The organism is Sneathiella sp. HT1-7 (assembly GCF_020731145.1).
Lineage (GTDB): Bacteria > Pseudomonadota > Alphaproteobacteria > Sneathiellales > Sneathiellaceae > Sneathiella.
Map to the genome: position 1 here is coordinate 465,234 of NZ_JAJFZN010000002.1, position 23,654 is coordinate 488,887.

Annotated in this window: 21 protein-coding genes and 1 tRNA gene; 19 read left to right on the forward strand and 3 right to left on the reverse strand. The window is 53.8% G+C overall.

Annotated features, from left to right (window positions below; genetic code table 11):
* Positions 1-18: 18 nt before the first annotated feature.
* The 10 genes from rplQ (at position 19) to LKE13_RS07490 (ending at position 11,830) form a co-directional block, all read left to right on the forward strand.
* Positions 19-456 (forward strand): 50S ribosomal protein L17, encoded by a 438-nt coding sequence (gene rplQ, locus LKE13_RS07445; RefSeq protein ID WP_227949776.1) that lies wholly within the window; start codon positions 19-21, stop codon positions 454-456.
* A gap of 134 nt (positions 457-590) precedes the next feature.
* Positions 591-2,027 carry a Do family serine endopeptidase gene (locus tag LKE13_RS07450; protein WP_227949778.1) on the forward strand — a complete coding sequence of 479 codons (1,437 nt, stop codon included), beginning with the start codon at positions 591-593 and terminating at the stop codon, positions 2,025-2,027.
* Positions 2,024-3,340, forward strand: a complete 1,317-nt coding sequence (locus tag LKE13_RS07455; protein WP_227949780.1) for a replication-associated recombination protein A — start codon at positions 2,024-2,026, stop codon at positions 3,338-3,340. Before LKE13_RS07450 ends, LKE13_RS07455 begins: the two co-directional genes overlap by 4 nt.
* The gene (gene crcB / locus LKE13_RS07460; protein ID WP_227949782.1) at positions 3,337-3,714 is read left to right on the forward strand and encodes a fluoride efflux transporter CrcB; all 378 of its coding nucleotides are present in this window, start codon (positions 3,337-3,339) and stop codon (positions 3,712-3,714) included. Before LKE13_RS07455 ends, crcB begins: the two co-directional genes overlap by 4 nt.
* A complete protein-coding gene (locus LKE13_RS07465) occupies positions 3,714-4,712 on the forward strand; it encodes an RluA family pseudouridine synthase (protein ID WP_227949784.1) in 999 nt (332 codons plus the stop codon). Before crcB ends, LKE13_RS07465 begins: the two co-directional genes overlap by 1 nt.
* A 388-nt stretch (positions 4,713-5,100) precedes the next feature.
* A complete protein-coding gene (gene leuA / locus LKE13_RS07470; protein WP_227949786.1) occupies positions 5,101-6,774 on the forward strand; it encodes a 2-isopropylmalate synthase in 1,674 nt (557 codons plus the stop codon).
* A 52-nt stretch (positions 6,775-6,826) separates the two neighbouring features.
* Positions 6,827-7,498 carry an HAD-IA family hydrolase gene (locus LKE13_RS07475; protein ID WP_227949789.1) on the forward strand — a complete coding sequence of 224 codons (672 nt, stop codon included), beginning with the start codon at positions 6,827-6,829 and terminating at the stop codon, positions 7,496-7,498.
* Between the two features lie 96 nt (positions 7,499-7,594).
* On the forward strand, positions 7,595-8,296 hold the full coding sequence (locus tag LKE13_RS07480) for an ATP12 family chaperone protein (RefSeq protein ID WP_227949791.1): 702 nt from the start codon (positions 7,595-7,597) through the stop codon (positions 8,294-8,296).
* 9 nt (positions 8,297-8,305) lie between these two features.
* Positions 8,306-9,838, forward strand: a complete 1,533-nt coding sequence (locus LKE13_RS07485) for an acyl-CoA carboxylase subunit beta (RefSeq protein ID WP_227949793.1) — start codon at positions 8,306-8,308, stop codon at positions 9,836-9,838.
* A 24-nt stretch (positions 9,839-9,862) separates the two neighbouring features.
* Entirely contained in the window at positions 9,863-11,830 is a 1,968-nt protein-coding gene (locus LKE13_RS07490; protein WP_265334814.1) for an acetyl/propionyl/methylcrotonyl-CoA carboxylase subunit alpha, read from the forward strand.
* A gap of 4 nt (positions 11,831-11,834) precedes the next feature.
* Here LKE13_RS07490 and lipB read toward each other — a convergent pair whose 3' ends face one another.
* Positions 11,835-12,500 carry a lipoyl(octanoyl) transferase LipB gene (gene lipB, locus LKE13_RS07500; protein WP_227949795.1) on the reverse strand — a complete coding sequence of 222 codons (666 nt, stop codon included), beginning with the start codon at positions 12,498-12,500 and terminating at the stop codon, positions 11,835-11,837.
* A gap of 120 nt (positions 12,501-12,620) precedes the next feature.
* Between lipB and LKE13_RS07505 the strand changes: the two genes are divergently transcribed.
* The 4 genes from LKE13_RS07505 to mgtE all read left to right on the forward strand — a co-directional run bounded on the left by LKE13_RS07505 (position 12,621) and on the right by mgtE (position 16,957).
* Entirely contained in the window at positions 12,621-12,875 is a 255-nt protein-coding gene (locus tag LKE13_RS07505; protein ID WP_227949798.1) for a FliM/FliN family flagellar motor switch protein, read from the forward strand.
* Positions 12,876-12,941: 66 nt separating this feature from the next.
* Positions 12,942-13,028, forward strand: a tRNA-Leu gene (locus LKE13_RS07510).
* 201 nt (positions 13,029-13,229) lie between these two features.
* The gene (locus LKE13_RS07515; protein ID WP_227949801.1) at positions 13,230-15,557 is read left to right on the forward strand and encodes an NADP-dependent malic enzyme; all 2,328 of its coding nucleotides are present in this window, start codon (positions 13,230-13,232) and stop codon (positions 15,555-15,557) included.
* Positions 15,558-15,559: 2 nt separating this feature from the next.
* Positions 15,560-16,957, forward strand: coding sequence for a magnesium transporter (gene mgtE, locus LKE13_RS07520; protein WP_227949803.1), 1,398 nt, complete (start codon positions 15,560-15,562; stop codon positions 16,955-16,957).
* A gap of 7 nt (positions 16,958-16,964) precedes the next feature.
* Here the strand turns inward: mgtE and LKE13_RS07525 are convergent, their stop codons facing one another.
* Positions 16,965-17,864 (reverse strand): LysR family transcriptional regulator, encoded by a 900-nt coding sequence (locus tag LKE13_RS07525; RefSeq protein WP_227949805.1) that lies wholly within the window; start codon positions 17,862-17,864, stop codon positions 16,965-16,967.
* Positions 17,865-18,002: 138 nt separating this feature from the next.
* On the opposite strand from LKE13_RS07525, the gene LKE13_RS07530 reads away from it, so the two are divergent.
* From LKE13_RS07530 to LKE13_RS07550, 5 genes are all read left to right on the forward strand, one after another.
* Positions 18,003-18,485 carry a PaaI family thioesterase gene (locus tag LKE13_RS07530; protein WP_227949807.1) on the forward strand — a complete coding sequence of 161 codons (483 nt, stop codon included), beginning with the start codon at positions 18,003-18,005 and terminating at the stop codon, positions 18,483-18,485.
* Between the two features lie 88 nt (positions 18,486-18,573).
* Positions 18,574-19,746 carry an isovaleryl-CoA dehydrogenase gene (locus LKE13_RS07535; RefSeq protein ID WP_265334815.1) on the forward strand — a complete coding sequence of 391 codons (1,173 nt, stop codon included), beginning with the start codon at positions 18,574-18,576 and terminating at the stop codon, positions 19,744-19,746.
* Between the two features lie 35 nt (positions 19,747-19,781).
* Positions 19,782-20,969, forward strand: a complete 1,188-nt coding sequence (locus LKE13_RS07540; protein WP_227949809.1) for an acetyl-CoA C-acyltransferase — start codon at positions 19,782-19,784, stop codon at positions 20,967-20,969.
* 33 nt (positions 20,970-21,002) lie between these two features.
* Positions 21,003-22,139, forward strand: a complete 1,137-nt coding sequence (locus tag LKE13_RS07545) for an acyl-CoA dehydrogenase family protein (protein WP_227949811.1) — start codon at positions 21,003-21,005, stop codon at positions 22,137-22,139.
* Between the two features lie 12 nt (positions 22,140-22,151).
* Positions 22,152-22,757: a 2-hydroxychromene-2-carboxylate isomerase gene (locus LKE13_RS07550; RefSeq protein ID WP_227949814.1), complete on the forward strand. Its 606-nt coding sequence runs from the start codon at positions 22,152-22,154 to the stop codon at positions 22,755-22,757.
* A gap of 68 nt (positions 22,758-22,825) precedes the next feature.
* Here the strand turns inward: LKE13_RS07550 and LKE13_RS07555 are convergent, their stop codons facing one another.
* A complete protein-coding gene (locus tag LKE13_RS07555) occupies positions 22,826-23,608 on the reverse strand; it encodes an SDR family NAD(P)-dependent oxidoreductase (protein WP_227949816.1) in 783 nt (260 codons plus the stop codon).
* Positions 23,609-23,654 lie beyond the last annotated feature (46 nt).

Here is a 23,654-nt window from a genome sequence, read left to right on the forward strand (position 1 = left end):
CGCTGTGGAGTAAGAAAAATGCGGCATCGTAAATCTGGGCGCAAGCTCAATAGAACATCCTCTCATCGCAAGGCGATGTTTGCCAATATGGCGGCATCCCTGATCAAGCATGAGCAAATTCAGACGACCTTGCCAAAGGCGAAGGATCTGCGGCCTATCGTTGAAAAGCTTATTACGCTTGGCAAACGCGGCGATCTTCATGCACGTCGGCAAGCTCTGGCCGAATTGCATGAGAAATCTGCAGTCGATAAGCTGTTTTCCACGCTGAGTGAACGTTATGCAGAACGCAGCGGTGGTTATACACGCGTCCTGAAAGCGGGTTTTCGCACAGGGGATGCCGCGCCGATGGGTGTTATAGAACTGGTTGATCGTGACGTGGAAGCAAAGGGTCAGGATTCCGGCCCGGATCAGAACGCTGTCGACGAAGAAGAATTAGAGGCGGAAGCCGTAGCCTAAAACAGCCCGCACGTAGAAAAGGAAAAGGCAGTCCCCGGGGCTGCCTTTTTTTTCGCCCTGATCGCTGCCAAGCTGACAACAGCTTGAAAAACGCGTTAGTATGGGCATTTATACGAAGACATATTGAAATTCTCATGGAACCGGTTTTTACAGGCATGAAAAGATATATCCGGCAGATTGCATCCGGCATTTTTCTATTGGTTTTTGTTGGGTTCAATGCCCCAGTGCAGGCTGAGGATGCGGTCCCGCAAAGCCAAGCACAGATTATGTTGTCCTTTGCTCCGTTGGTGAAGAAGGCGGTGCCGGCGGTTGTCAATATCTTCACCAAGACGCGTGTAACCCAGACCAGGCCGAGCTTGTTCGATGATCCTTTCTTCAAACGGTTCTTTGGTGACAATTTTGGCCCACAGCGAAAGCGCCAGCAAATCCAGAATTCATTGGGTTCCGGTGTGCTGGTGGATAGTGAGGGGGTTATTGTAACCAATTATCATGTTGTCAGTGGTGCCGATGAAATCACCGTGGCGCTTTCCGATCGTCGTGAGTTTGATGCCCGCCTGATTGTTTCGGATGAGCGGACGGACCTTGCGATCCTGAAAATTGATGTGGAGGGAGAGAGGCTTCCTTTTCTGGAATTTTCCGATTCTGACACTCTTGAGATCGGCGATCTTGTCATCGCCATTGGTAACCCTTTCGGCGTCGGCCAAACTGTAACGAGCGGCATTATTTCCGCGCTCGACAGAAGCGCGGGAGTTGCCAATGATATTCAGTCTTTTATCCAGACAGATGCCGCCATCAACCCCGGTAATTCCGGCGGTGCACTCCTGACCATGGATGGGAAAATCGCGGGCATTAATTCGGCAATTTTCAGTAAGAGCGGTGGTTCCCTCGGCATCGGGTTTGCCATCCCCGCCAATCTGGTGAAAGCCGTTCTTATCAACGGTCTTGAAACTGGGAAGGTCGTGCGTCCCTGGCTCGGCGCGAGCGGGCAGGAGATTACCGGCGACGTCGCCGATGGTCTTGGCCTTGAAAAGCCGGGCGGAGTGCTGATTAACCGTGTCCATCCTTATGGTGCTGCCTATCAGGCGGGTCTCCGGGTGGGAGACGTTATCGTCTCCATCGATGACAAGGAAATTCTCGGTCCAGAAACGCTTACCTTTCGGGTTGCGTCCAGTGTTATCGGCAAGATTGCGCGGCTCGCTGTTTATCGGGATGGGAAGCGGATGACGCTGGAGATGAACCTGCAGCCCGCACCGGAAATCCCACCGCGCAGTATAGAAACATTGACCGGTCGCCACCCTTTGTCAGGATCAGTGGTGGGAAATTTGTCGCCGGCCTATGCGCTGGAGCTGGGTCTCTCCGCTTTCTCGGAAGGCGTTGTTGTTGCCGCAACGACGAAGGGAAGTGTTGCGGAACGATATGGTTTGCGGCCAAGGGATATTCTGTTCCGGGTCAACGGGGAAAAAATCACGGATATCGAACAGGCAAAACGCGTGCTAGAATCCGCCCAAGGAAGTTGGCAGATTGCGATTCGCCGGAACGGGCGAACATTGTCTTTCAAGGTTAGTTTATGACCAGCCTGTTTGATGCGGGTCTGCCCGACGATGTGTCCCATCGGCCGCTGGCGGACCGGTTGCGCCCCTCCCGTCTTGAGGAGGTGGTGGGGCAGGACCATCTTTTGAAAAAGGACGCGCCGCTCAAACGTATGCTGGATGCTGGTTGGCTCGCGTCGATTGTCTTCTGGGGTCCGCCGGGATCGGGCAAGACGACAATCGCACGGCTGCTCGCCAAGGAAGTGGATATGCATTTTGAGCAGATTTCCGCCGTCTTTTCCGGTGTGGCGGATTTGCGCAAAGCTTTCGAGGCGGCAAAGATGCGGCGACAGGATGGCAAAAGAACTCTTCTGTTCGTCGATGAAATTCATCGCTTCAATCGCTCCCAGCAGGATGGCTTTCTGCCCTATGTGGAGGATGGCACGATCACGCTGGTGGGCGCGACCACGGAAAATCCGTCGTTCGAGTTGAATGGCGCCTTGCTCTCACGCTGTCAGGTGTTGGTCCTTAATCGCCATGACGAGGATTCTCTTCGTGTCCTGATGGAACGGGCGGAGGAACTGGAAGGTCGGCCCATCCCGCTTGATGAGGCGGCGAAGACGGCACTCCTGCAGCTTGCAGATGGGGACGGACGGTTTTTCTTGAATATGGTTGAGGCTGTTTTTCATTCAGGCGAGGAGATGCTCGACACTGAGGCGCTATCTCAGGTTATTTCCAAACGCGCACCAGCTTATGACAAGGACCGTGACGGTCATTATAACCTGATCAGTGCACTTCATAAATCCTTGCGCGGCTCCGACGTGGATGCGGCGCTCTATTGGTTCTCGCGTATGATGGATGGCGGGGAGGATCCGCTTTATCTCGCGCGGCGACTCGTTCGGTTCGCGATAGAGGATATTGGCATGGCGGATCCCAACGCGTTAGTGCAGGCTAATGCCGCAAAGGACGCCTATCAATTCCTCGGCTCACCGGAGGGCGATCTCGCGATTGCGCAATCGGTGATCTATCTCGCCACGGCGCCGAAATCCAACGCCGCCTATCGTGCCTTTAGTCAATCCAAGAAGGCGGCACGCAAGCATGGTTCCCACATGCCGCCCAAACATATCCTGAACGCGCCGACGGGAATGATGAAGGATCTGGGCTATGGAAAAGACTACGCCTATGATCATGATGCGGAAGATGGATTTTCGGGGCAGAGCTATTTTCCCGATGAAATGAAGCGCGAGCAGTATTATTCTCCGGTTGAGCGCGGGTTCGAGCGCGACATAAAGAAGCGCCTTGAATATTGGGCGAGACTGAGGGCGGAGAAGCAGGCCGGAAAGACAAAAAAATGAATATGTTCCTATCAGTGGCAATCGGCGGCGCGTTGGGTGCCTGCGCGCGTTACGGCGTCGCACAAATCATGCTGCGACAGCTAGGGCCGGGCTACCCTTATGGAACCTTACTTGTGAATATCGTCGGCTCTTTCCTGATGGGGGTGTTGATCGAACTGATTGCGCTGCGCTGGTCTCCCTCTCCGGAAATGCGCGTTTTGCTGGTGACAGGCTTTCTGGGCGGCTTTACGACTTTTTCTGCTTTCTCTCTCGACGTTGCGTTGATGGTGGAGAAGGGGGAGACACTCTCGGCGGTGAGTTATGTTTTAATGTCAGTTTTTCTATCTATTGCCGGGCTGTTCGCCGGGCTTCATTTAATGCGGGCGGTATTGTAATGAGCCGGGTTCAACATCTTATCGTGAGCGAGGACGAAGCGGATCAACGGCTCGATCGTTGGTTCAAGGCACATTTTCCGGGCCTTACCCACGGGCAACTCGAAAAATTTCTTCGTAAGGGGGATATCCGGGTCGACAAGAAAAGATCAAAGGCGAATGATCGTCTTGAGGCAGGGCAGACAGTACGGGTACCGCCTCTGGCGGATGATGTCTACAAACCGGTGCAAGCAAGAGGCCCGCGCGTGACGCAAGCCGAGAAACTCTCCGATAGGGATATCGCCGACATCCGGCAGATGGTCCTGCATATGGATGATGCCGTGATTGTCCTCAACAAGCCGGCCGGTCTTCCGGTTCAGGGCGGTAGTGGTCAGAACCGCCATATCGACGGTCTGCTGGAAGGGTTGCGGTTTGACTATCCGGAAAAGCCACGTCTCGTACATCGTCTGGACAAAGATACATCTGGCGTCCTCGTGCTGGGCCGGACAAGGCAGGCGGCAAAGCATCTGGCGGAAGCATTCAAACGCCGCACAACGCGCAAGATTTACTGGGCCCTGCTTGTCGGTGTGCCAAAACCGCATGAAGGAACAATCAGCTATAACCTTGCCAAAATTGTTACCTCTAACGGAGAGAAGGTCGTTGTCGATCGGGAAGGGCAGACGGCAGTCACGGATTATTCCGTTGTTGAGGTCGCTGCACAAAAGGCCTGTTGGGTCGCCTTCAAGCCACTCACCGGACGCACGCATCAGCTTCGTGTTCATGCGGTGGGGCTGGGCACGCCGATCGTTGGCGACGGCAAATATGGCGGCACGGAAGCTTTCCTGGACGGGATTGTCAGCAAGAAAATGCATCTGCATGCGCGGGAGATAACGATCTCGCATCCTGATGGGGGGGATGTCACGGTATCTGCGCCGCTGGATCGACATATGGCCGAGAGCTGGAAGCTGTTCGGTTTTCAGGAAAATGACTATGAAGATCCGTTCCTGGATATCGAGTTTTAGGCTCATGGGCACGGATTTTGCCGCTTTTGGCTTGACTAATGGCTTGGAATGACTAGATTTTCACGCATGATGAATTCGAACCGACTACTGAGCCTACGACTTATTGGCCCGGCACTCTGAACTTGGTGCCGGAGCGAAAGCTGTCCTATTCTCAAAATTGTCGGATAAACGAATGTGTGTAATGAAGACCTCTGGGTCGACCATCTCTGAAAATTTAAACGGTTCATGGCGGGAAGAGTGTCTTCACTCCTCCGGGGGGCTCTCTCGACTTCCAGGCGGTCGTTCGGATACGCGCGGCGTCCGGGGACCGTATGCAGGCTGCATTGAACTGAGTATATGAGAAACAAGGGGCGCATGGCGTCCAATCGAGACAAGAGGAATTCTAAAAATGACATTCACACCCGGCGACAAATATAAGGCATTCGAGCCGATTAATATTCCAGATCGACAATGGCCAACCAAGGTGATTGATAAGGCGCCGATTTGGTGCAGCGTGGATTTGCGCGACGGTAACCAGGCGCTGATTGAACCCATGGGGCATGAGCGTAAACTCCGCATGTTCCGCCATCTGGTGGAGCTTGGCTTCAAGGAAATCGAGGTCGGCTTCCCCTCTGCTTCCCAGACGGATTTCGATTTTGTCCGCTTCCTGATCGACGAAGGGGAAATTCCCGATGATGTGAAAATTCAGGTGCTGACCCAGGCACGTGAAGAGCTGATCCGCCGCACTTTCGAAAGTATCAAAGGTGCCAAGCAGGCGATTGTGCATCTGTATAACTCAACCTCTACCTTGCAGCGCCGGGTGGTGTTCGATCTCGATAAGGTTGGCATCAAGCAAATCGCAATCGAAGGTGCGAAACTGGTTCGACAGCTTGCCGATGAAATGCCGGAAACCTTGGTGCAGATGGAATATTCTCCGGAAAGCTTTACCCAGACGGAACTCGACTATGCCTGCGAAGTGTGCTCGGTCGTCATGGATATCTGGAAGCCGACGGTCGACAACAAGATTATCATCAACCTGCCTGCGACTGTCGAAGTTGCGAGCGCTAATGTCTATGCGGACCAGATTGAATGGATGCACCGCAATCTGCCTGATCGGGACAAGGTCCTGTTGAGCCTGCATCCGCATAATGACCGGGGCACCGGTGTTGCTGCCGCTGAATTTGGCATCATGGCAGGCGCCGACCGGGTGGAAGGCACCCTGTTTGGCAATGGCGAGCGCACCGGCAATGTCGATGTGGTGAATATCGCCATGAATATGTACACGCAGGGCGTTGATCCCGAGCTCGATTTCAGTGACATTAATGAGGTTGTCCGCACCGTCGAATATTGTAACCAACTGCCGGTCCATCCGCGTCATCCTTATGGCGGCGATCTGGTTTTTACGGCCTTCTCCGGATCGCATCAGGACGCGATCAAGAAGGGCTTCGGCGCGATGAAAAAATCAAACGATCCACTTTGGGCGATCCCTTATCTGCCGATTGATCCCGCCGACCTTGGTCGTAACTATGACGCGGTGATCCGGGTCAACAGCCAATCGGGCAAGGGCGGTGTGGCCTATCTGCTGGAGGAAGACTATGGGATTGAACTTCCGCGTCTGTTACAGGTTGAACTCAGCAAGGTGGTGCAGGGCGTGACCGATGAGACAGGGAAGGAGCTTTCCTCTGCGACGATCTTTGAAATTTTCGAAAATGAGTATCTCAACGCTAAGGGTGATATTGAATTTGTCGATCATCAGACGACAGTGGATACCCACGCATCCGAGCGGCGCAAACTGATCGCGACCATCCGCGAGAAGGGTAAGGAACGCACGGTCGAGGGTATTGGGACCGGTCCGATAGATGCCTATATGTCGGCCCTTAAGGACTCTTATGGCTTTGACCTCAAGGTCAATGATTATCGCGAGCATACAACCGGGTTTGGTTCTGACGCGGTGGCGGTGGCCTATGTTGAAATGCGCGATGACAAGGGTGAACCGATCTTCGGTGTTGGCCGTCATGCGAATATTGTAACGGCCTCTCTCAAGGCGATTACAAGCGCGGTAAACCGTTCGCAAAATCAGTAAGTTGATCAGGGCCGGTGATTTTTTCATCGGCTCTTTTTTACGGCAGGTATAGATGACAAATGCATCTGATATTCTCGTGGTCTTCGATTGCGACGGCACGTTGGTTGATAGTGCACATAATGTTATCGCCTGTATGCGCGTGGCGTTTGAAGATGCGGACCTGCCTTCTCCAGCAGACCTTGATATTCGCCGAACTATCGGTCTCAATCCGGATGTGGCGGTGCGCCATCTGGCGCAAACCCCTTTGAGTGATACTCATCTGGAGAAAATTGTCAAAGGCTACAAACAGGCGTTCTTTCATCGGCGTTTGGAAGCGGATCATCACGAGCCGTTGTTTGATGGCGTGTGTGAGGTGTTGGAATATCTCGCAAGCCGAAATATCGCCATGGCAGTCGCCACGGGGAAATCGATGCGCGGTGTGAAAGCGGTGATTGAGCAGCATGGCCTCGATGGTTATTTTGGTTCTCTTCAGACACCCGATCATAACCCCGGCAAGCCGCATCCGCAGATGTTGGAGAAGGCAATGACAGCCGCTGGTGCGTTGCCGGGGCGAACATTTATGATTGGTGACACCAGCTTTGATATGATGCTTGCGAAAAATGCCGGATGCCGCGGGATTGGCGTGACTTGGGGCTATCATGATGATGCCGAACTGCTGGAAAGTGGCGCGGAGAAGCTGATCAATCGGTTTGATGAACTGCCGGAAATTGTGAGCGCAACGTGAAGGTTCATCAAAAAAACCAAGTCTAACCTTGCTTTTTCTTGCGTAATCGCTATAAGCCAAACGACTGTTAGGTTAAAGGCGCGAAAGCGAACAGGGATGAAACGCTTTTACAAAAAAGTGACGGCAGAAGAAGAGGGTGGGGCTTACTCCGTTCAGCTTGACGGGCGGGTGATTAAAACGCCGGCCAAGGCGCATTTGCGCCTGCCAACCCACGCACTTGCTGCCGCCATTGCTGAAGAATGGGATGCGCAGGAAACTGAAATCAATCCATCGACAATGCCGCTTATGCAGGCGGCGGCCACGGCCATAGACCGGGTCACGCCGCAGCGCAATAAGGTGATTGAGGAAATCGCAAACTATGGCGGGACCGACCTCGTCTGCTATCGCGCGACACACCCGCAAAATCTGGTGGAGCGGCAATTGGCGGCTTGGGACCCGATGCTGGAATGGGTCGAGCAGCGCCACAAGGTTTCACTTAAAACCTGTGAAGGCATCATGCATATACAGCAGCCGGAAGACTCATTAGCGCGGATGCGGGATGTCGTGGCGGCACAAAATGATATGACGCTTGCGCCACTTCATAATATAACTTCATTGTGTGGCTCTCTGGTGATCGCGCTCGCGTTGCTGGATGGGCGTATCACGGCGGAAGAGGCGTTTGAGATCAGCGAACTTGACGAAACCCATATGATGGAATTCTGGGGGTCAGATGCGGAAGCTGTTAATCGGCGGAACAATAACAAGAAAAGCCTTGCAGCAAGCGAGCGCTTTCTGAAATTAAGCGGCATTATTACCTGAGGAGGGGACATGCAGGACATCATTCAGCAGCTTGAAGAGAAGCGGGCCAGAGCGCGGCTCGGCGGCGGTCAGAAAAGGATCGACTCGCAACATAGCAAGGGTAAGCTTACCGCGCGCGAACGGATCAGCCTGCTTCTCGACGAAGGATCCTTCGAGGAATGGGATATGTTCGTCGAGCATCGCTGCGTCGATTTCGGCATGCAGGAAGAAACTGTCACAGGCGATGGTGTTATTACCGGCCACGGCACGATTAATGGCAAGCTGGTGTTTGTATTCAGTCAGGACTTCACCGTATTCGGCGGTTCCCTCTCTGAGTACCACGCCAAGAAAATCTGCAAGATCATGGATAAAGCTGTTCAGGTCGGTGCTCCGGTCATCGGCCTCAATGATTCTGGTGGCGCTCGCATTCAGGAAGGAATTGACAGTCTCGCGGGCTACGCGGAGGTGTTCCAGCGTAACGTGATGGCGTCCGGTGTTGTACCGCAAATCTCGGTCATCATGGGGCCATGCGCGGGTGGTGCAGTTTACTCCCCGGCGATGACAGACTTTATCTTCATGGTCCGCGACAGCTCCTACATGTTTGTGACGGGGCCGGACGTGGTCAAGACGGTCACGAACGAGACTGTGACAGCGGAAGAGCTTGGCGGCGCAAGTACACATACCAGCAAGTCATCTGTTGCCGACAACGCCTATGACAATGACATGGAAGTCCTGACGGAGGTTCGCCGTCTTGTCGATTTTCTCCCCTCCAGCAACCTGGAATCCTCGCCCGTTCGGGACAGCTTCGATGATCCGGATCGCAAGGAAAAATCACTTAACACGCTGGTTCCCGCCAATGCCAACAAGCCCTATGACATGATGGAACTGGTGGAGAAGCTGGTCGATGAAGGCGACTTTTTTGAAATTCAGCCGAATTTTGCGAAGAACATCATTACCGGCTTTGGCCGGATGGAAGGGCAGACTGTTGGCATCGTAGCCAACCAGCCGATGGTTCTCGCTGGCTGCCTGGATATCGATAGCTCCAAGAAAGCGGCGCGGTTTGTTCGTTTTTGTGACTGCTTCAATATTCCAATCGTCACCCTTGTCGATGTTCCCGGCTTCCTGCCCGGCACGTCGCAGGAATATGGCGGCATTATCAAGCATGGTGCAAAGCTGCTCTATGCCTATGCCGAAGCGACGGTGCCGAAGGTTACTGTGATTACCCGCAAAGCCTATGGCGGGGCCTATGATGTGATGGCCTCCAAGCATTTGCGCGGCGACGTCAACTATGCCTGGCCATCGGCGGAAATTGCTGTGATGGGCTCCAAGGGTGCCGTGGAGATTATTTTCCGCTCCGAGATTGGTGATGAAGAAAAAATACAAAAGCGTACCGATGAATATCAGGCTCGCTTTGCCAATCCGTTCGTCGCCGGTCATCGCGGATTTATCGATGACGTGATCATGCCTAATAATACCCGGCATCGTGTCACCACATCACTGCGTATGCTAAAAAACAAACAAATGGAAAATCCGTGGAAAAAACACGGCAATATTCCGCTATAGGGTCGAAGGTAAAGGGAAAGAACAATGTTTAAAAAGATCCTGATAGCCAACCGTGGCGAAATCGCCTGCCGTGTTATCCGCTCCGCCCGTGCGATGGGCATCAAGACTGTGGCTGTTTATTCTGACGCGGATGATGGCGCCGTTCATATGCAGATGGCGGATGAGGCCGTGCATATCGGACCGTCTGCCGCCGCCGAAAGCTATCTCATTATTGAGAAAATCATCAGTGCCTGTAAGGAAACCGGCGCTGAAGCCGTGCATCCGGGTTACGGCTTCCTGTCTGAGAATCAGGCTTTCGCCGATGCGCTGGATGAGGCGGGGATTGCCTTTATAGGGCCGGGCAAGAAGGCCATCGCTTCTATGGGTGACAAGATTGCGTCCAAAAAGCTGGCGCTGGACGCCGGCGTCAATACCGTGCCGGGCCATATGGACTTGATCGAAGATGCGGAGCATGCCGTCAAAATCTCCAAGGAGATCGGTTATCCTGTGATGATCAAGGCATCCGCTGGCGGTGGCGGCAAGGGTATGCGGATCGCCCATGATGACGAGGAAGCACGCGAAGGTTTCCAGTCAGCCAAGAATGAGGCGATCAGCAGCTTCGGCGATGACCGTATCTTTATCGAGAAATTCGTCGTCGATCCGCGCCATATCGAAATTCAGGTGCTGGCGGACAAGCATGGAACCTGTCTCTATCTGGGGGAACGCGAATGTTCCGTCCAGCGGCGACACCAGAAGGTAATCGAGGAGGCGCCAAGCCCCTTCGTTGATGAAGATTTGCGTAAAGCCATGGGGGAGCAGGCGGTCGCGCTGGCCAAGGTGGTGGATTATCATTCTGCCGGAACGGTCGAGTTCATCGTCGGCAGCGACAAGAGCTTCTATTTCCTGGAGATGAACACCCGCTTGCAGGTGGAGCATCCGGTGACGGAACTGATCACAGGGATCGATCTCGTCGAGCAGATGATCCGAGTTGCCTATGGCGAGAAGTTGAGCCTGAAGCAAAAGGACATCAAGCTCACTGGCTGGGCCCTGGAGAGCCGCCTCTATGCCGAGGACCCCTACCGGGGCTTCCTTCCCTCCATTGGTCGCCTGAGCCGCTACAAGGTGCCGAAGGGGGATAACGTCCGGGTTGATACCGGTGTGACCGAAGGTTCCGAGATTACCATGTTCTATGATCCGATGATCGCCAAGCTGGTCACCTATGGTAAGGATCGTGATGAGGCGATTGAGGAAATGGGCCGGGCGCTTGATGCTTATGAAGTGAGCGGTATCGCCCATAACATCAATTTCCTGAATGCGGTTTGTAACCACCCGCGTTTCAAGGCGGGTAATCTCACGACTGGTTTTATTGCCGAGGAATATCCCGAAGGGTTCCACGGTGCGCCGCTTAGCGATGAAACCTATGAGAATCTTGTCGCCATTGCTACGCTTGTCCATTTACGCTCCGTCAGTCGATCACTGAAGCATGTGGTTGAGAAGACAGCCACGAAATGGGTCGTGAGCGAAGGCAAGGAAAAGTCCGTAGTGGTTTCGGCAGAAGATGCGAAAGGCGGCATCGAGGTGAAGATCGGGGGTCGCGTCATTGTGGTTCGTTCCAAATGGGAACCGGGCAAGCGGCGCATCAAGGCCAAGGTCAATGGCGTCAAGATGATTGCTCAGCTTTCACTCTTCCGGGGGGCTATCCGATTGACTCATGGTGGTGCAGAAGTTGATCTCTCTGTCCGGACGCCAAATGCGGCGGCGCTTGCGGAAATAATGCCGGTCAAGATTGCACCGGATATGTCGAAATATCTTCTCTGCCCGATGCCCGGGATAATCGTCGCTGTCAATGTCAGTGAAGGCGATGAAGTAAAGGCCGGTCAGGCACTTGCTGTGGTCGAGGCGATGAAGATGGAGAATATTCTCCGTGCCGAGCAGGATGGCGTGATTTCCGCCGTGAAAGCAGGCGCAGGTGATGTCCTGGCGGTGGACGACGTTATTCTGGAATTCGAATAAGCTATCAGGCGGCTTCGGTCACGAGTGTGCCGAGGTCGCCGTTCTCTAAAAAGACCCGATTGAAGGCAGCCTTTAGTTCCATGTCGACTTCCGCCATGCTGACCGGAATTCCCAGATCGACAAGGGACGTCACCCCGTGCTCGGCAATGCCGCAGGGGACAATTCCTTCATAATGGCTGAGGTCGGGATCGACATTGATTGAGATCCCGTGAAAACTCACCCAGCGACGCACACGCACGCCGATTGCCGCGATCTTGTCTTCGCGAAACCCCCTGTCCACCCAGACGCCAACCCGCTCACAGCGTTTTTCGCCCTTGATTTGATACTGCGCGAGTAACTCGATAACCCAGTCTTCCAAATCCTGCACATAGGCGCGGATATCCGCATTGCGCTTCTTTAAGTCCAACAGAACATAGGCGATACGCTGTCCGGGGCCATGATAAGTATATTGTCCGCCGCGGCCTGCGTTATAAACGGGGAATCGGTTCGGGTCTTTAAGATCTGCGGCATCTGCGCTGGTCCCTGCGGTATAAAGCGGGGGATGCTCCAGCAACCAGACCAACTCCCGCGCGGTTCCCTCGCGGATGGCCGCAACTCTGGCCTCCATTGCGGCAAGCGCCTCTTCATAGGGGATCGGCGCGTCAGATATTTTCCATTCAATTTCCTGCATGCTCGCTATATAGCATTTTCCAGCGAAACAGCAATATTTGGCGGTGGTTGTTCATCTTAATATCCTGTTAACCCTGATGGTTGATAATGGCCCATCTTCGGTTTACAGGAATTTACGGGCATGAGCGAGGAAGACAAGGCAATTGAAGGCGTTGATGTGGAACTCTCGGTAGTTCTGGGAAAAGCAGTCATGCCAATTCACCAGCTTCTGAAAATGGGGCGTGGCGCGGTTATCGAACTTGATGCCGGTGCGGATGACGATGCCGTTGTTCTTGCAAACAACAAACCGATTGCCTACGGGGGCATTATTATCGTTGATGATAACATCGGTATTTCGATCACCGATAGCTTCAAGACAAATCTCCCGGAATTTTAATTCATCGAATTTGTGATTCAGTTGTTGCGTGAGGGACAAACATTTGTTATTTCCCTCGTCCATTGTGCGGTCGTGGCGGAATTGGTAGACGCGCAGCGTTGAGGTCGCTGTCCGGTAACACGGGTGGAAGTTCGAGTCTTCTCGACCGCACCACTTCTCATATAGCCCATATCTGGCTGAAGAAGTTTTCCACAACAATTTCATGAAACTTTCCCCAACTACGTTATGATGGCGTGGTATAGGGATGTTCGCGTATTTCCTTAATATATTGATGCTGCTAATTTATTTATGGTGGTGTTATATATTGCCATCAGGTTGCAGCGGGCATCGATTTTTTCGGGAGATTGGGAGAGCATGGTGAAAGATATTTCTGAGAAGGCAATGGATTATCACCGGTTGCCTAAGCCCGGAAAACTGACCATTACGCCGACAAAGCCAATGGATACTCAGACTGATCTGGCTATGGCATATTCACCGGGCGTTGCGCATCCATGTCTTGCCATCGCGGATGATCCCGCTCAGGCCGCGGAACTAACTGCGCGCGGCAATCTCGTCGGTGTTGTCACCAATGGCACGGCAGTCCTTGGCCTTGGCGCGATTGGCCCGCTCGCCTCCAAGCCGGTGATGGAAGGGAAGGCCGTTCTTTTTAAGAAATTTGCCGGGATAGACGTCTTCGATATTGAATTGGCCGAGACAGATCCTGAAAAACTGGTTGATATTATTTCGGCGATGGAGCCGACTTTCGGCGGTATTAATCTGGAAGACATCAAGGCGCCGGAATGCTTTGTCGTTGAGAAGCTCTGCCGGGAGCGCATGAACATCCCTGTCTTTCACGATGATCAGCATGGCACGGCGATTTGTGTGGCAGCTGCCGTTTATAATGCGCTGCGCGTGGTCGAGAAAGATATTGCCGAAGTCAAGCTAACGGCCTGTGGGGCAGGGGCGGCAGCGCTTGCCTGCCTGAACCTGCTGGTCAGCCTGGGGTTGCCAAAGGAAAATATTACCGTCTGCGATATTCATGGTGTTGTTTATAAAGAGCGTACGGTCGAGATGGACCCATATAAATCTGTCTTCGCCGTGGATACGAACAAGCGAACCTTGGCAGATGCCATGCATGGCGCAGATATATTCCTCGGCTGTTCTGGTCCCGGTGCGTTGAAGCCTGAGATGGTGGAGACTATGGCCGAGAAGCCGATCATTCTGGCACTTGCCAATCCGACACCGGAAATCCTGCCCGAGGAGGCCAAGGCGGTTCGGCCGGATGCTATTATCGCGACGGGACGCTCGGATTATCCGAACCAGGTCAATAACGTCGTTTGTTTTCCATATCTCTTTCGCGGTGCCCTTGATGTGGGCGCGACGGAAATCAATGAGGAAATGAAAATCGCCGCGGTCAAGGCCATCGCCAATCTCGCAATGGCGGAACAATCGGATATCGTCTCGAAAGCATATGGCGGCGCGCAGGCGTGTTTTGGCCCGGAATATCTTATCCCGACGCCATTTGATCCGCGTCTTTATCTGGAAGTCTCCTTCGCCGTTGCAAAGGCGGCAATGGAAAGCGGCGTTGCGACTCGCCCCATAGAAGATCTGGAGAAGTACCACCAGCATCTTTCGCATTTTGTTTATCGTACGGGTTTTGTCATGAAGCCGTTGTTCGATCGCGCGCGTCAGGAAATTATGAGCGTCGCCTATGCGGAAGGGGAGGAAGAGCGTGTCCTTCAAGCCGCTCAGACGGTCGTCGATGAAGAGCTGGCAAGGCCTATCCTGATCGGGCGAAGCAAAGTCATTGAATTCAGGATCGAGAAACTTGGCCTTCGTATCCGTCCCGGTGTTGATTTTGAGATTGTCGATCCTGAAGATGATCCGCGCTACCGGGAATATTGGCAGGCCTATCACAAACTGCGGGAGCGGTTTGGGGTCGATGTGGAAACCGCAAAGGCCCGCATCCGCACCAACACGACGATCATTGGCGCGATGATGGTTCATCTTGGTCATGCGGATGCCATGATTTGCGGAACCTATGGTAAATATGATCAGCATTACCGACGCGTCTCCGATATCATTCCGTTCCGGGAAGGGGTGCGTGATGCGTCAGCGCTGCATTTGCTGATCATGCCCGATCGCACCTTGTTTTTCACCGATACACAAATCAGCCATGAACATACGGCGGAAGAGCTCGCTGAGCTGACAATTCTCTCTGCGGAAGAAGTGCGACGATTCGGGATTGAACCCAAGGCCGCGCTCTTATCCTATTCTAACTTTGGCTCGACAGATATGCCGTCGGCACGGCGTGCGCGTAAAGCCCTTGCGATAATAGAGAAGCTGGCTCCCGAATTGGAGGTTGAGGGGGAAATGAAGGCTGATACGGCACTGATCCCTGCAATCCGTGAGGCGATTTTCCCTAATTCCCGGCTGCAGGGCGCGGCAAATCTTCTGGTTATGCCCAATCTGGATGCGGCAAATATCAGCTATAATATCGCGAAGAGCATCGGGCATGGCATAGCCGTTGGACCGATCCTGATCGGCATGTCAAAGTCCGTGCATGTGACGGCGGCGTCGATCACCGTACGCGGACTTGTAAATATGACGGCGATTGCCGCTGTTGATGCGCAAGATCATAAGGTTGGAAAAATGATGCCCGGACCAGTCGCGAGAAGAGAACGTCTGATAGAAGAAGGTTAATCATGACCGATGCGCAGGAACATAAAGACGACCTCCTCGATGAGGAGAACACTGCGCCTTCTTACGGTCTGAGCGATGAAATTGTTCAGGAAATACAGGGCGCCATAGAGCGCGACGACGCGTCTTTCATCCATGACAAGCTCGAGGATTGGCATTCCGCTGATATGGCGGATTTGATCGAGCAGTTGAAGCCGAAGCTGCGCCTGCCTCTGCTGAACATCATGGAAGGCCGGGTCGATCCGGATGTTTATTCCGATCTCGACGAGAATGTGCGTGAACATCTGGTCGATGATATGGAACCAGCGGAGATTGCCGCTTTCCTCAATGAGTTGGAGCTTGACGACGCAGTTGACGTGTTGGAGAGCTTTGAGGAAGAAGAGCAGCGCGAAGTTCTGAAGGAAATCCCGGCCGATGAGCGGGGGATTCTGCAGGAAGGTCTATCCTACGGGGAGGATAGTGCCGGCCGGTTGATGCAGCGTAACCTGATTGCGGTGCCGGAATATTGGGATATCGGCCAGACCATCGACTATATGCGTGATACCGAAGATCTACCTGAAGAATTCTACGAAATTTTTGTGGTTGATCCTCGGCATCACCCCATTGGCACTATTCCGCTCAACCGCGCCATGCGAAGCAAGCGCCCTGTTCAAGTCCGCGACATCATGGATACGGAGCAGAAGCTTATCTCGGTCGATATGGATCAGGAAGAAGTCGCCTATTTGTTCCAGCAATATCGCCTTACCTCCGCGGCGGTTGTTAACGATGATGGTGCGCTGATCGGTGTGATTACGGTTGATGACATCGTCGATGTTATCAGCGAAGAGGCGGAGGAGGATATCCTGCGCCTCGGTGGTGTGTCCGAAGATGACCTGTTCGGCAGTGTGATGTCGACAACAAAGGCACGTTTCCTGTGGCTTTTCGTTAATTTATTGACGGCCATTGCAGCCTCCATCGCGATTGGTTTATTCGACGCAACGCTAGAGGCTATTATCGCGCTTGCCGTTCTGATGCCCATTGTTGCCAGTATGGGAGGCAATGCGGGTACCCAGACGCTGACGGTCGCAGTGCGCGCCATCGCAACGAAGGAGTTGACCGCAGCCAATATGCTCCGAATCCTGCGTAAGGAGACCATGGTGGCGTTTTTGAATGGCAGTGTTTTTGCGGTTTTGATCGGCGTGATCGCCTGGGCCTGGTTCGATAATGTGCAGATAGGCTTGATTATTGCGCTGGCGATGATCATGAACATCCTAGTCGCCGCTGTCGCAGGGATGATCGTGCCGGTCACGCTCGACCGGATGAATATCGACCCGGCCATTGCCTCCAGCGTCTTTGTGACAACCGTGACCGATATTGTTGGCTTTGTTGCCTTTCTCGGCCTGGCGACGGTTGTCCTGCTCTAAATGTTGATTACCGCGCCCAATCGAGGTTTTTCGCTGCGGCGCGCTCTGGATGCCAGTCATGGCTGGTCGCGAACATATGAAATGAATGAACTCGATCATTCTGTTTTTCCTTTGGCCAGACCAGCCCGATCACGCGATCAATGTTGATCCCTTCCACCGGCACAAGTGTAACGCCGGGCGCGTTTAAGGTATCTGGCATCATACAGAGCCCAAGGCCTGCGCCGACATATGCAAGAGCTTTTTCATCCTGATCAGTTCTGAAAACAATATGCGGATTGACACCTGCGCTGGAGAAGGACCGGGTTACTTCGGTCTCCGCTTCGCAATGGGACCGATGCAGGAAATCCAGTCCGTCCAACTCCGTCAAGGGGATCGCGTTGCGGTTGGCGAAGGAATGGCCGCTCGGGACGGCAAGCATATATTTCCAGTTATAAAGCCGAGTAAACTGAGCGTTGCTGACTTCTTCAGGGGGCGTAGAGATCGCAAGATCGATCCGCCCTTCATCAAGCCAGCGTTGTAGCTGAACTGGCGTGCTATCCTTTATGGATATCTGAATATCCGGATGGGCTTTCCCGAAATCATTTAGTAATGCTGCTATCCGTCCCGTAGGCGCACTTCGAAGCAAGCCCAACTGCAAACGCCGGATCGGGTTTTTTCGCGTGATGTCTGATTTTGCCGCGTTACATTCATATATTATGGTGCGGGCGCGGGGGAGAAATCGGCGGCCAGCCTCGGTCAACGATATCTTCCTGGATCCGCGGTTGAAAAGCGGAGTGCCAAGTTCCGTTTCAAGCTTTTTAATTCCTGCGGACAGTGTTGGCTGGCTCACGAAGGCGCGTTCTGCCGCGCGTGAAAAATTGCTGGTTTCGACAATGGCCAGAAAATATCTGAGCTGATAAAGATCCATACTATAGATAATATCAATAACTATGATTGAAACAAATGATTTTATCTATTGGAAGGAAACGCTTATATTGTCACCAAGCAATTGGGAAGGATTGACGGGTTATCGCCCCGGAACGGTCCTCAAATTCGGGAATAAGGCATGCAGACGGAATTCGAACCACGCAATCCGAATTATGATAGCGCTGTCCGTGATAGTTTCTCTCGGCAGCCCTATATGGCGGATATCGGTGCCCGGATTGATCTGATTGATCCGGGTGTATGTGAGCTGTCCCTAGGGTTGCGTCCGGGGCTAACGCAGCAGCATGGTTTTTTCCATGGCGGGTTGGTGGCGGCTCTTGCTGATTCCGCTGCGGGGTATGCCTGCTATTCACTCTTTCCCGAGAACAGCACGATTCTGACGACTGAGTTCAAGGTAAACTTCCTCAATCCCTCTCAAGGGGCGCGATTGAGAGCGCGGGGGCGAGTATTGAAGACGGGCAAGACATTATTTGTGTGCCAAGCGGATGTCTATTCGGACGGGGATAGTGGTGAAAAGCACTGCCTGACCGGTTTGTTTACGATGATGTGTCTGATGGGGAAATCGGACGCGTTGAACCTTGGCCGCGAAGTAGTATCGACATGAGTAGCATGACGCGCCATATTAGGTTTTGTCAGGCCATTTGCGTATTTTAAACCATCATTTAATCATCTTTTGAAGGTAGGGAATAACGATGTCAGCAATTCATTTTCCGGGTCTCAATTTCGGTCTTGGTGAGACGGCTGATATGATTCGCGATACGGTGTCCAACTTTGTCAGCGAAGAACTCGCCCCGAGAGCTGCGGAAATCGATGCCACCAACGAATTCCCCATGGATATGTGGCGGAAGATGGGAGATATAGGGCTTCTCGGGATCACCGTAGACGAAGCCTATGGCGGCGCTGGTCTAGGCTATCTGGAGCATTGTGTTGCGGTCGAGGAAATCAGTCGAGCGTCAGCCTCTGTCGGGCTATCCTATGGCGCGCACTCAAATCTCTGTGTGAACCAGATATCTCGTAACGGGACCGAGGCGCAAAAATCCAAGTATCTACCAAAACTGATCAGCGGAGAACATGTCGGCGCGCTGGCTATGAGTGAACCGGGCGCGGGCTCCGATGTGGTCTCAATGCGGCTCAGAGCAGAGAAAAAGGGTGATCGTTATATCCTGAATGGCAATAAATTCTGGATCACTAACGGCCCTGATGCGGATGTCCTTGTCGTCTATGCGAAGACCGCGCCGGACGCGGGCCCGCGGGGCATTACGGCCTTCCTCATAGAGAAGCATTTTGCCGGGTTTTCCACGGCGCAGAAGCTCGATAAACTTGGCATGCGCGGCTCCAACACCTGTGAACTGGTGTTCGAGGATTGTGAGGTGCCGGAGGAGAATATTCTGGGGCCGCTTAATGAAGGTGTGCGCGTATTGATGAGTGGGCTCGATTATGAACGCGTTGTCCTTTCCGCCGGACCGCTGGGCATCATGCAGGCCTGCATGGATGCGGTGATCCCATATATTCATGATCGGGAACAGTTCGGCCAGCCTATCGGGACGTTTCAACTGATGCAGGGCAAGGTTGCAGATATGTATTCGACCATGAATGCCTGCAAGGCTTACGTCTATGCGGTTGCTAAATCGTGCGACCGGGGAGAGACGACGCGAAAGGATGCGGCCGGAGTAATTCTATATGCGGCGGAGAAAGCCACTTGGATGGCGCTGGAGGCGATCCAGGCGCTGGGCGGTAATGGCTACATTAATGATTATCCAACCGGACGGCTTTTGCGCGATGCCAAGCTCTATGAGATTGGTGCGGGCACGAGCGAAGTCCGGCGGATGTTGATCGGGCGCGAACTGTTTAACGAGACATCATAAAAATATAAAATAACCTGTTGAAAATGGAGAAGAAAATGAGTGAAGATCCAATTGTCATCGTTGGTATGGCGCGGACGCCAATGGGCGGATTTCAGGGCGATCTTTCCGACGTAAAAGCCCCGGCATTGGGTGCTACGGCGATTAAGGCGGCGATGGACCGCGCTGGTGTGACCGGAACTGATGTCGACGAAGTGATCATGGGCTGTGTCCTGCCGGCGGGTCTCGGTCAGGCGCCAGCGCGTCAGGCCTCCTTCGGCGCGGGCATCCCCGACAGTGTGGGCTGTACAACCGTGAACAAGATGTGTGGCTCCGGCATGCGCGCTGCGATGTATGGTTATGACGCCCTCAAGGCAGGCAGCAACAATGTTGTTGTCGCGGGCGGGTTTGAAAGCATGACGAATGCCCCGTATATCCTGCCGAAAATGCGTACAGGACTGCGGCTCGGTCATGGCGATGTGAAGGATCATATGTTCCTCGATGGGCTTGAAGACGCTTATGAGGAAGGCCGACTGATGGGCAGCTTTGCGGAAGAAACCGCTGGCCTCTATCAGTTTACCCGCGAAGCGCAGGACTCATACGCAATTGAATCGCTGCGCCGGGCGAAACAGGCGACGGAAGATGGTACTTTTGCCGCCGAAATTACGCCGGTCACGTTCAAGACCCGAAAGGGTGATGTTACGATCGACAAAGACGAGCAGCCGCTCAAGGGCCAGCCAGATAAAATTCCAACGCTCAAACCCGCCTTCGCGAAAGATGGCACGGTCACGGCGGCAAACAGCTCCTCTATCTCAGATGGCGGCGCGGCACTGGTCCTGATGAAGGAAAGCGAGGCGAAGAGGCGTGGGTTGAAGCCCATCGCGAAATTCCTCGCCCATTCGACCCATGCCCGTAAACCTTCCGAATTCACCATGGCACCAATCGACGCGATTCAGAAGGTGATGGACAAGGTCGGCTGGACGAAAGACGACGTTGATCTGTTCGAGATTAACGAAGCCTTCGCCGTCGTCACAATGGCGGCAATGAAAGACCTTGGCCTTGATCATGAGAAAGTCAATGTGCATGGCGGTGCCTGCGCGCTCGGCCATCCCGTGGGTGCATCCGGTGCACGGATTGTCGTAACACTTCTCTCTGCCCTGCAGAAATACGGCAAGACACGTGGTGTTGCCTCCCTCTGCATCGGCGGCGGGGAAGCGACGGCGATGGCACTTGAACTTGTCAATTAATCGCTGAGACCCACGCAAAATGGAGGAGGCTAGATGATTTTAACCGAAGAGCAGACCATGATCCGCGACATGGCGCGTGACTTTGCGCAAAATCGTTTGGCCCCTCATTCCGTAGAATGGGAAGATGCTGCTGCCATCCCGCGTAGCGTTCTGAACGAGATGGGAGCCCTCGGCCTGATGGGCATGACGGTGCCGGAAAGCTATGGCGGGGCGGCGGCTGACTATGTCTCCTACGCGCTTGCGCTGATGGAAATTGCAGGCGGTGACGGAGCGGTTTCTACGGTGATGAGCGTTAATAACTCACCCTGCTGTGCCGCGATTCTGCAGGAAGGAACCGAGGCGCAGAAAGAGGCTTTCCTCCCACAGCTTGCTAAGGGGGAAGAGATTGGCGCTTTCTGTCTTACCGAACCGCAGGCGGGCTCTGATGCGTCCGCGCTGAAGACCCGAGCCCGTAAGGACGGGGACCATTACGTCCTGAACGGCACCAAGCAATTCATCACGTCGGGCAAGATTGGCGGAATTGCTCTGGTTTTTGCCGTCACGGATCCGGATGCCGGAAAGAAGGGAATTAGCTGCTTCATTGTACCGACGATCAGCGAAGGGTATCGCGTCGTCTCGGTTGAGAAAAAACTCGGTCAGAAAGCCTCCGACACCTGCCAGATCGCCTTAGATGATATACATATTCCCGCGGCGAATATGCTCGGGCCGGAGGGGGCGGGATATCGCATTGCACTCGCCAATTTGGAAACAGGGCGCATCGGTATTGCCGCGCAGAGCGTCGGTATGGCCGGCGCGGCACTGGCACATGCGTTGGCCTATGCAAAAGAGCGCAAGGCATTTGACAAAACAATCATCGAACATCAGGCAGTCGGCTTCCGCCTTGCGGATATGGCAACCAAGCTGGAGGTTGCACGGCAGATGGTGCTGCATGCGGCAAGCCTGAAAGACGCGGGACTGCCTTGCCTGACCGAGGCAAGCATGGCGAAACTCTTTGCGTCAGAAATGGCGGAAGAGGTCTGCTCTGGAGCGATTCAGACCCTCGGCGGCAATGGTTATATCGCCGACTATCCGGTCGAGAAAATTTACCGCGACGTCCGGGTTTGCCAGATTTATGAAGGCACATCTGATATTCAAAAGCTGGTGATTGCGCGCAACCTGGCGATGGGGTAGTGGTTTAAGAATATGTCTAAACCCATTGATTTTTATTTCGATTTCTCATCCCCTTACGCTTATCTTGGCAGTTGCCTGATCGAGCCGATTGCGGCAAAGCATAGTCGTGAGGTCAATTGGCATCCCTTTATGCTCGGCGTTGCCATGCAAGGGGAGAAAACCTTCCCGCTGACGCAATATCCCCTGAAAGGGGACTATTCACGGATGGATTTTGAGCGAACCGCCCGCTATCACAAAATCCCCTTTGCCATGCCGGCGGATTTTCCGAAGTTGACCCTGGGTGCTTCCCGTGGGTTCCTTTGGATTTCGCGCGAGGATCCGGGAAAAGCCGTCGAGTTCGCGAAGAAAATCTTCGCCGCCTATTTCGTCTCGGGCAAGGATATCTCCGATATCGAGATCGTTGCCGACATTGCGGAAGAGACCAGCGTTGATCGCGCCGCCTTTATGGAAGCTGTGCAAAATGACGCGATCAAGGCGGCCTTCAAGGCCTCGGTTGAGGATACCGTGTTCAACAGGAAAGTTTTCGGCGCACCGTTTTTCATTGTTGAGGGAGAGCGCTTCTGGGGCGCGGATCGCGTGGGTCAGCTTGATGAATGGCTTGAGACAGGGGGGTGGTAATGAATTTGGAGACGCAAGATTTTCAGATTTCCGACCCCGCCTTTGCGGAGCCGGAAGATGTAGCGAACTTAAAAGAGGAAATAGCCGCCGTCGATCAGCATGGTATCGCCCGTGTGGTAGGCGCTGGCGTCCGACATCAGATAAACGCCCATGCCGCCAAAATCTTCGGGCTGGCCCCAACGCTTGGCCGGGATGCGCGGTTTAACGGCATCGGAGAATTTCTGCCAGGCGATGGCATTTTCCGTCATCGCGGTTTCGATCCAGCCGGGCAGGATCGCGTTTGCAGTGATGCCCTTGCCGGCGAATTCCACAGCAAGTGCGCGGATCATGGAGATGACGCCGCCTTTTGTCGCCGCGTAATGCTCGTTTCGTGCAGCGCCAGAAATGGCAGCGAGACTGGCTGTGCCGATGAGGCGTCCGCCCGGATCCCCATTCTCGGCGCGCTCCACCATATGTCTCGTCGCGGCTTGGAACGTATAAAAGACGCCATCGAGATTGATATCGAGGATGCGATGCCATTCTTCGTCGTCGATATCCAGGAAGGATTTCTTGCCCGAGCTTACGCCCGCATTCGCAAAGCAGCCGTCAACACGGCCAAATTGCGACAGCGTCTCGGCAAAGCAGCCCTTGACCTCATCTTCTTTCGCAACATTACAGATGAGAGAGGAAACCTTCGTACCGTGAGCTTTGAGGCTTTCAACGGCGGCGGCATTCTTGGTTTCGTTTGTACCCCAGATGCAGATGTCGCCACCTGCTTGCGCAATGGCGTCCGCCATGCCAAGGCCAATGCCTCCGTTTCCGCCAGTGATGAGGGCGACCTTACCTGTCAGATCAAATGGATTATAGGCCATTTATGGCTCCTTTATTGTTTCTTGCGTAGAGGCAAATCCGTAACAC

Bases quoted from the DNA above. Each gene is read 5' to 3' on its own strand.
- rplQ (WP_227949776.1), top strand. From the start codon at position 19: ATGCGGCATCGTAAATCTGGGCGCAAGCTCAATAGAACATCCTCTCAT.
- LKE13_RS07450 (WP_227949778.1), top strand. From the start codon at position 591: ATGGAACCGGTTTTTACAGGCATGAAAAGATATATCCGGCAGATTGCA.
- LKE13_RS07455 (WP_227949780.1), top strand. From the start codon at position 2,024: ATGACCAGCCTGTTTGATGCGGGTCTGCCCGACGATGTGTCCCATCGG.
- crcB (WP_227949782.1), top strand. From the start codon at position 3,337: ATGAATATGTTCCTATCAGTGGCAATCGGCGGCGCGTTGGGTGCCTGC.
- LKE13_RS07465 (WP_227949784.1), top strand. From the start codon at position 3,714: ATGAGCCGGGTTCAACATCTTATCGTGAGCGAGGACGAAGCGGATCAA.
- leuA (WP_227949786.1), top strand. From the start codon at position 5,101: ATGACATTCACACCCGGCGACAAATATAAGGCATTCGAGCCGATTAAT.
- LKE13_RS07475 (WP_227949789.1), top strand. From the start codon at position 6,827: ATGACAAATGCATCTGATATTCTCGTGGTCTTCGATTGCGACGGCACG.
- LKE13_RS07480 (WP_227949791.1), top strand. From the start codon at position 7,595: ATGAAACGCTTTTACAAAAAAGTGACGGCAGAAGAAGAGGGTGGGGCT.
- LKE13_RS07485 (WP_227949793.1), top strand. From the start codon at position 8,306: ATGCAGGACATCATTCAGCAGCTTGAAGAGAAGCGGGCCAGAGCGCGG.
- LKE13_RS07490 (WP_265334814.1), top strand. From the start codon at position 9,863: ATGTTTAAAAAGATCCTGATAGCCAACCGTGGCGAAATCGCCTGCCGT.
- lipB (WP_227949795.1), bottom strand. From the start codon at position 12,500: ATGCAGGAAATTGAATGGAAAATATCTGACGCGCCGATCCCCTATGAA.
- LKE13_RS07505 (WP_227949798.1), top strand. From the start codon at position 12,621: ATGAGCGAGGAAGACAAGGCAATTGAAGGCGTTGATGTGGAACTCTCG.
- LKE13_RS07515 (WP_227949801.1), top strand. From the start codon at position 13,230: ATGGTGAAAGATATTTCTGAGAAGGCAATGGATTATCACCGGTTGCCT.
- mgtE (WP_227949803.1), top strand. From the start codon at position 15,560: ATGACCGATGCGCAGGAACATAAAGACGACCTCCTCGATGAGGAGAAC.
- LKE13_RS07525 (WP_227949805.1), bottom strand. From the start codon at position 17,864: ATGGATCTTTATCAGCTCAGATATTTTCTGGCCATTGTCGAAACCAGC.
- LKE13_RS07530 (WP_227949807.1), top strand. From the start codon at position 18,003: ATGCAGACGGAATTCGAACCACGCAATCCGAATTATGATAGCGCTGTC.
- LKE13_RS07535 (WP_265334815.1), top strand. From the start codon at position 18,574: ATGTCAGCAATTCATTTTCCGGGTCTCAATTTCGGTCTTGGTGAGACG.
- LKE13_RS07540 (WP_227949809.1), top strand. From the start codon at position 19,782: ATGAGTGAAGATCCAATTGTCATCGTTGGTATGGCGCGGACGCCAATG.
- LKE13_RS07545 (WP_227949811.1), top strand. From the start codon at position 21,003: ATGATTTTAACCGAAGAGCAGACCATGATCCGCGACATGGCGCGTGAC.
- LKE13_RS07550 (WP_227949814.1), top strand. From the start codon at position 22,152: ATGTCTAAACCCATTGATTTTTATTTCGATTTCTCATCCCCTTACGCT.
- LKE13_RS07555 (WP_227949816.1), bottom strand. From the start codon at position 23,608: ATGGCCTATAATCCATTTGATCTGACAGGTAAGGTCGCCCTCATCACT.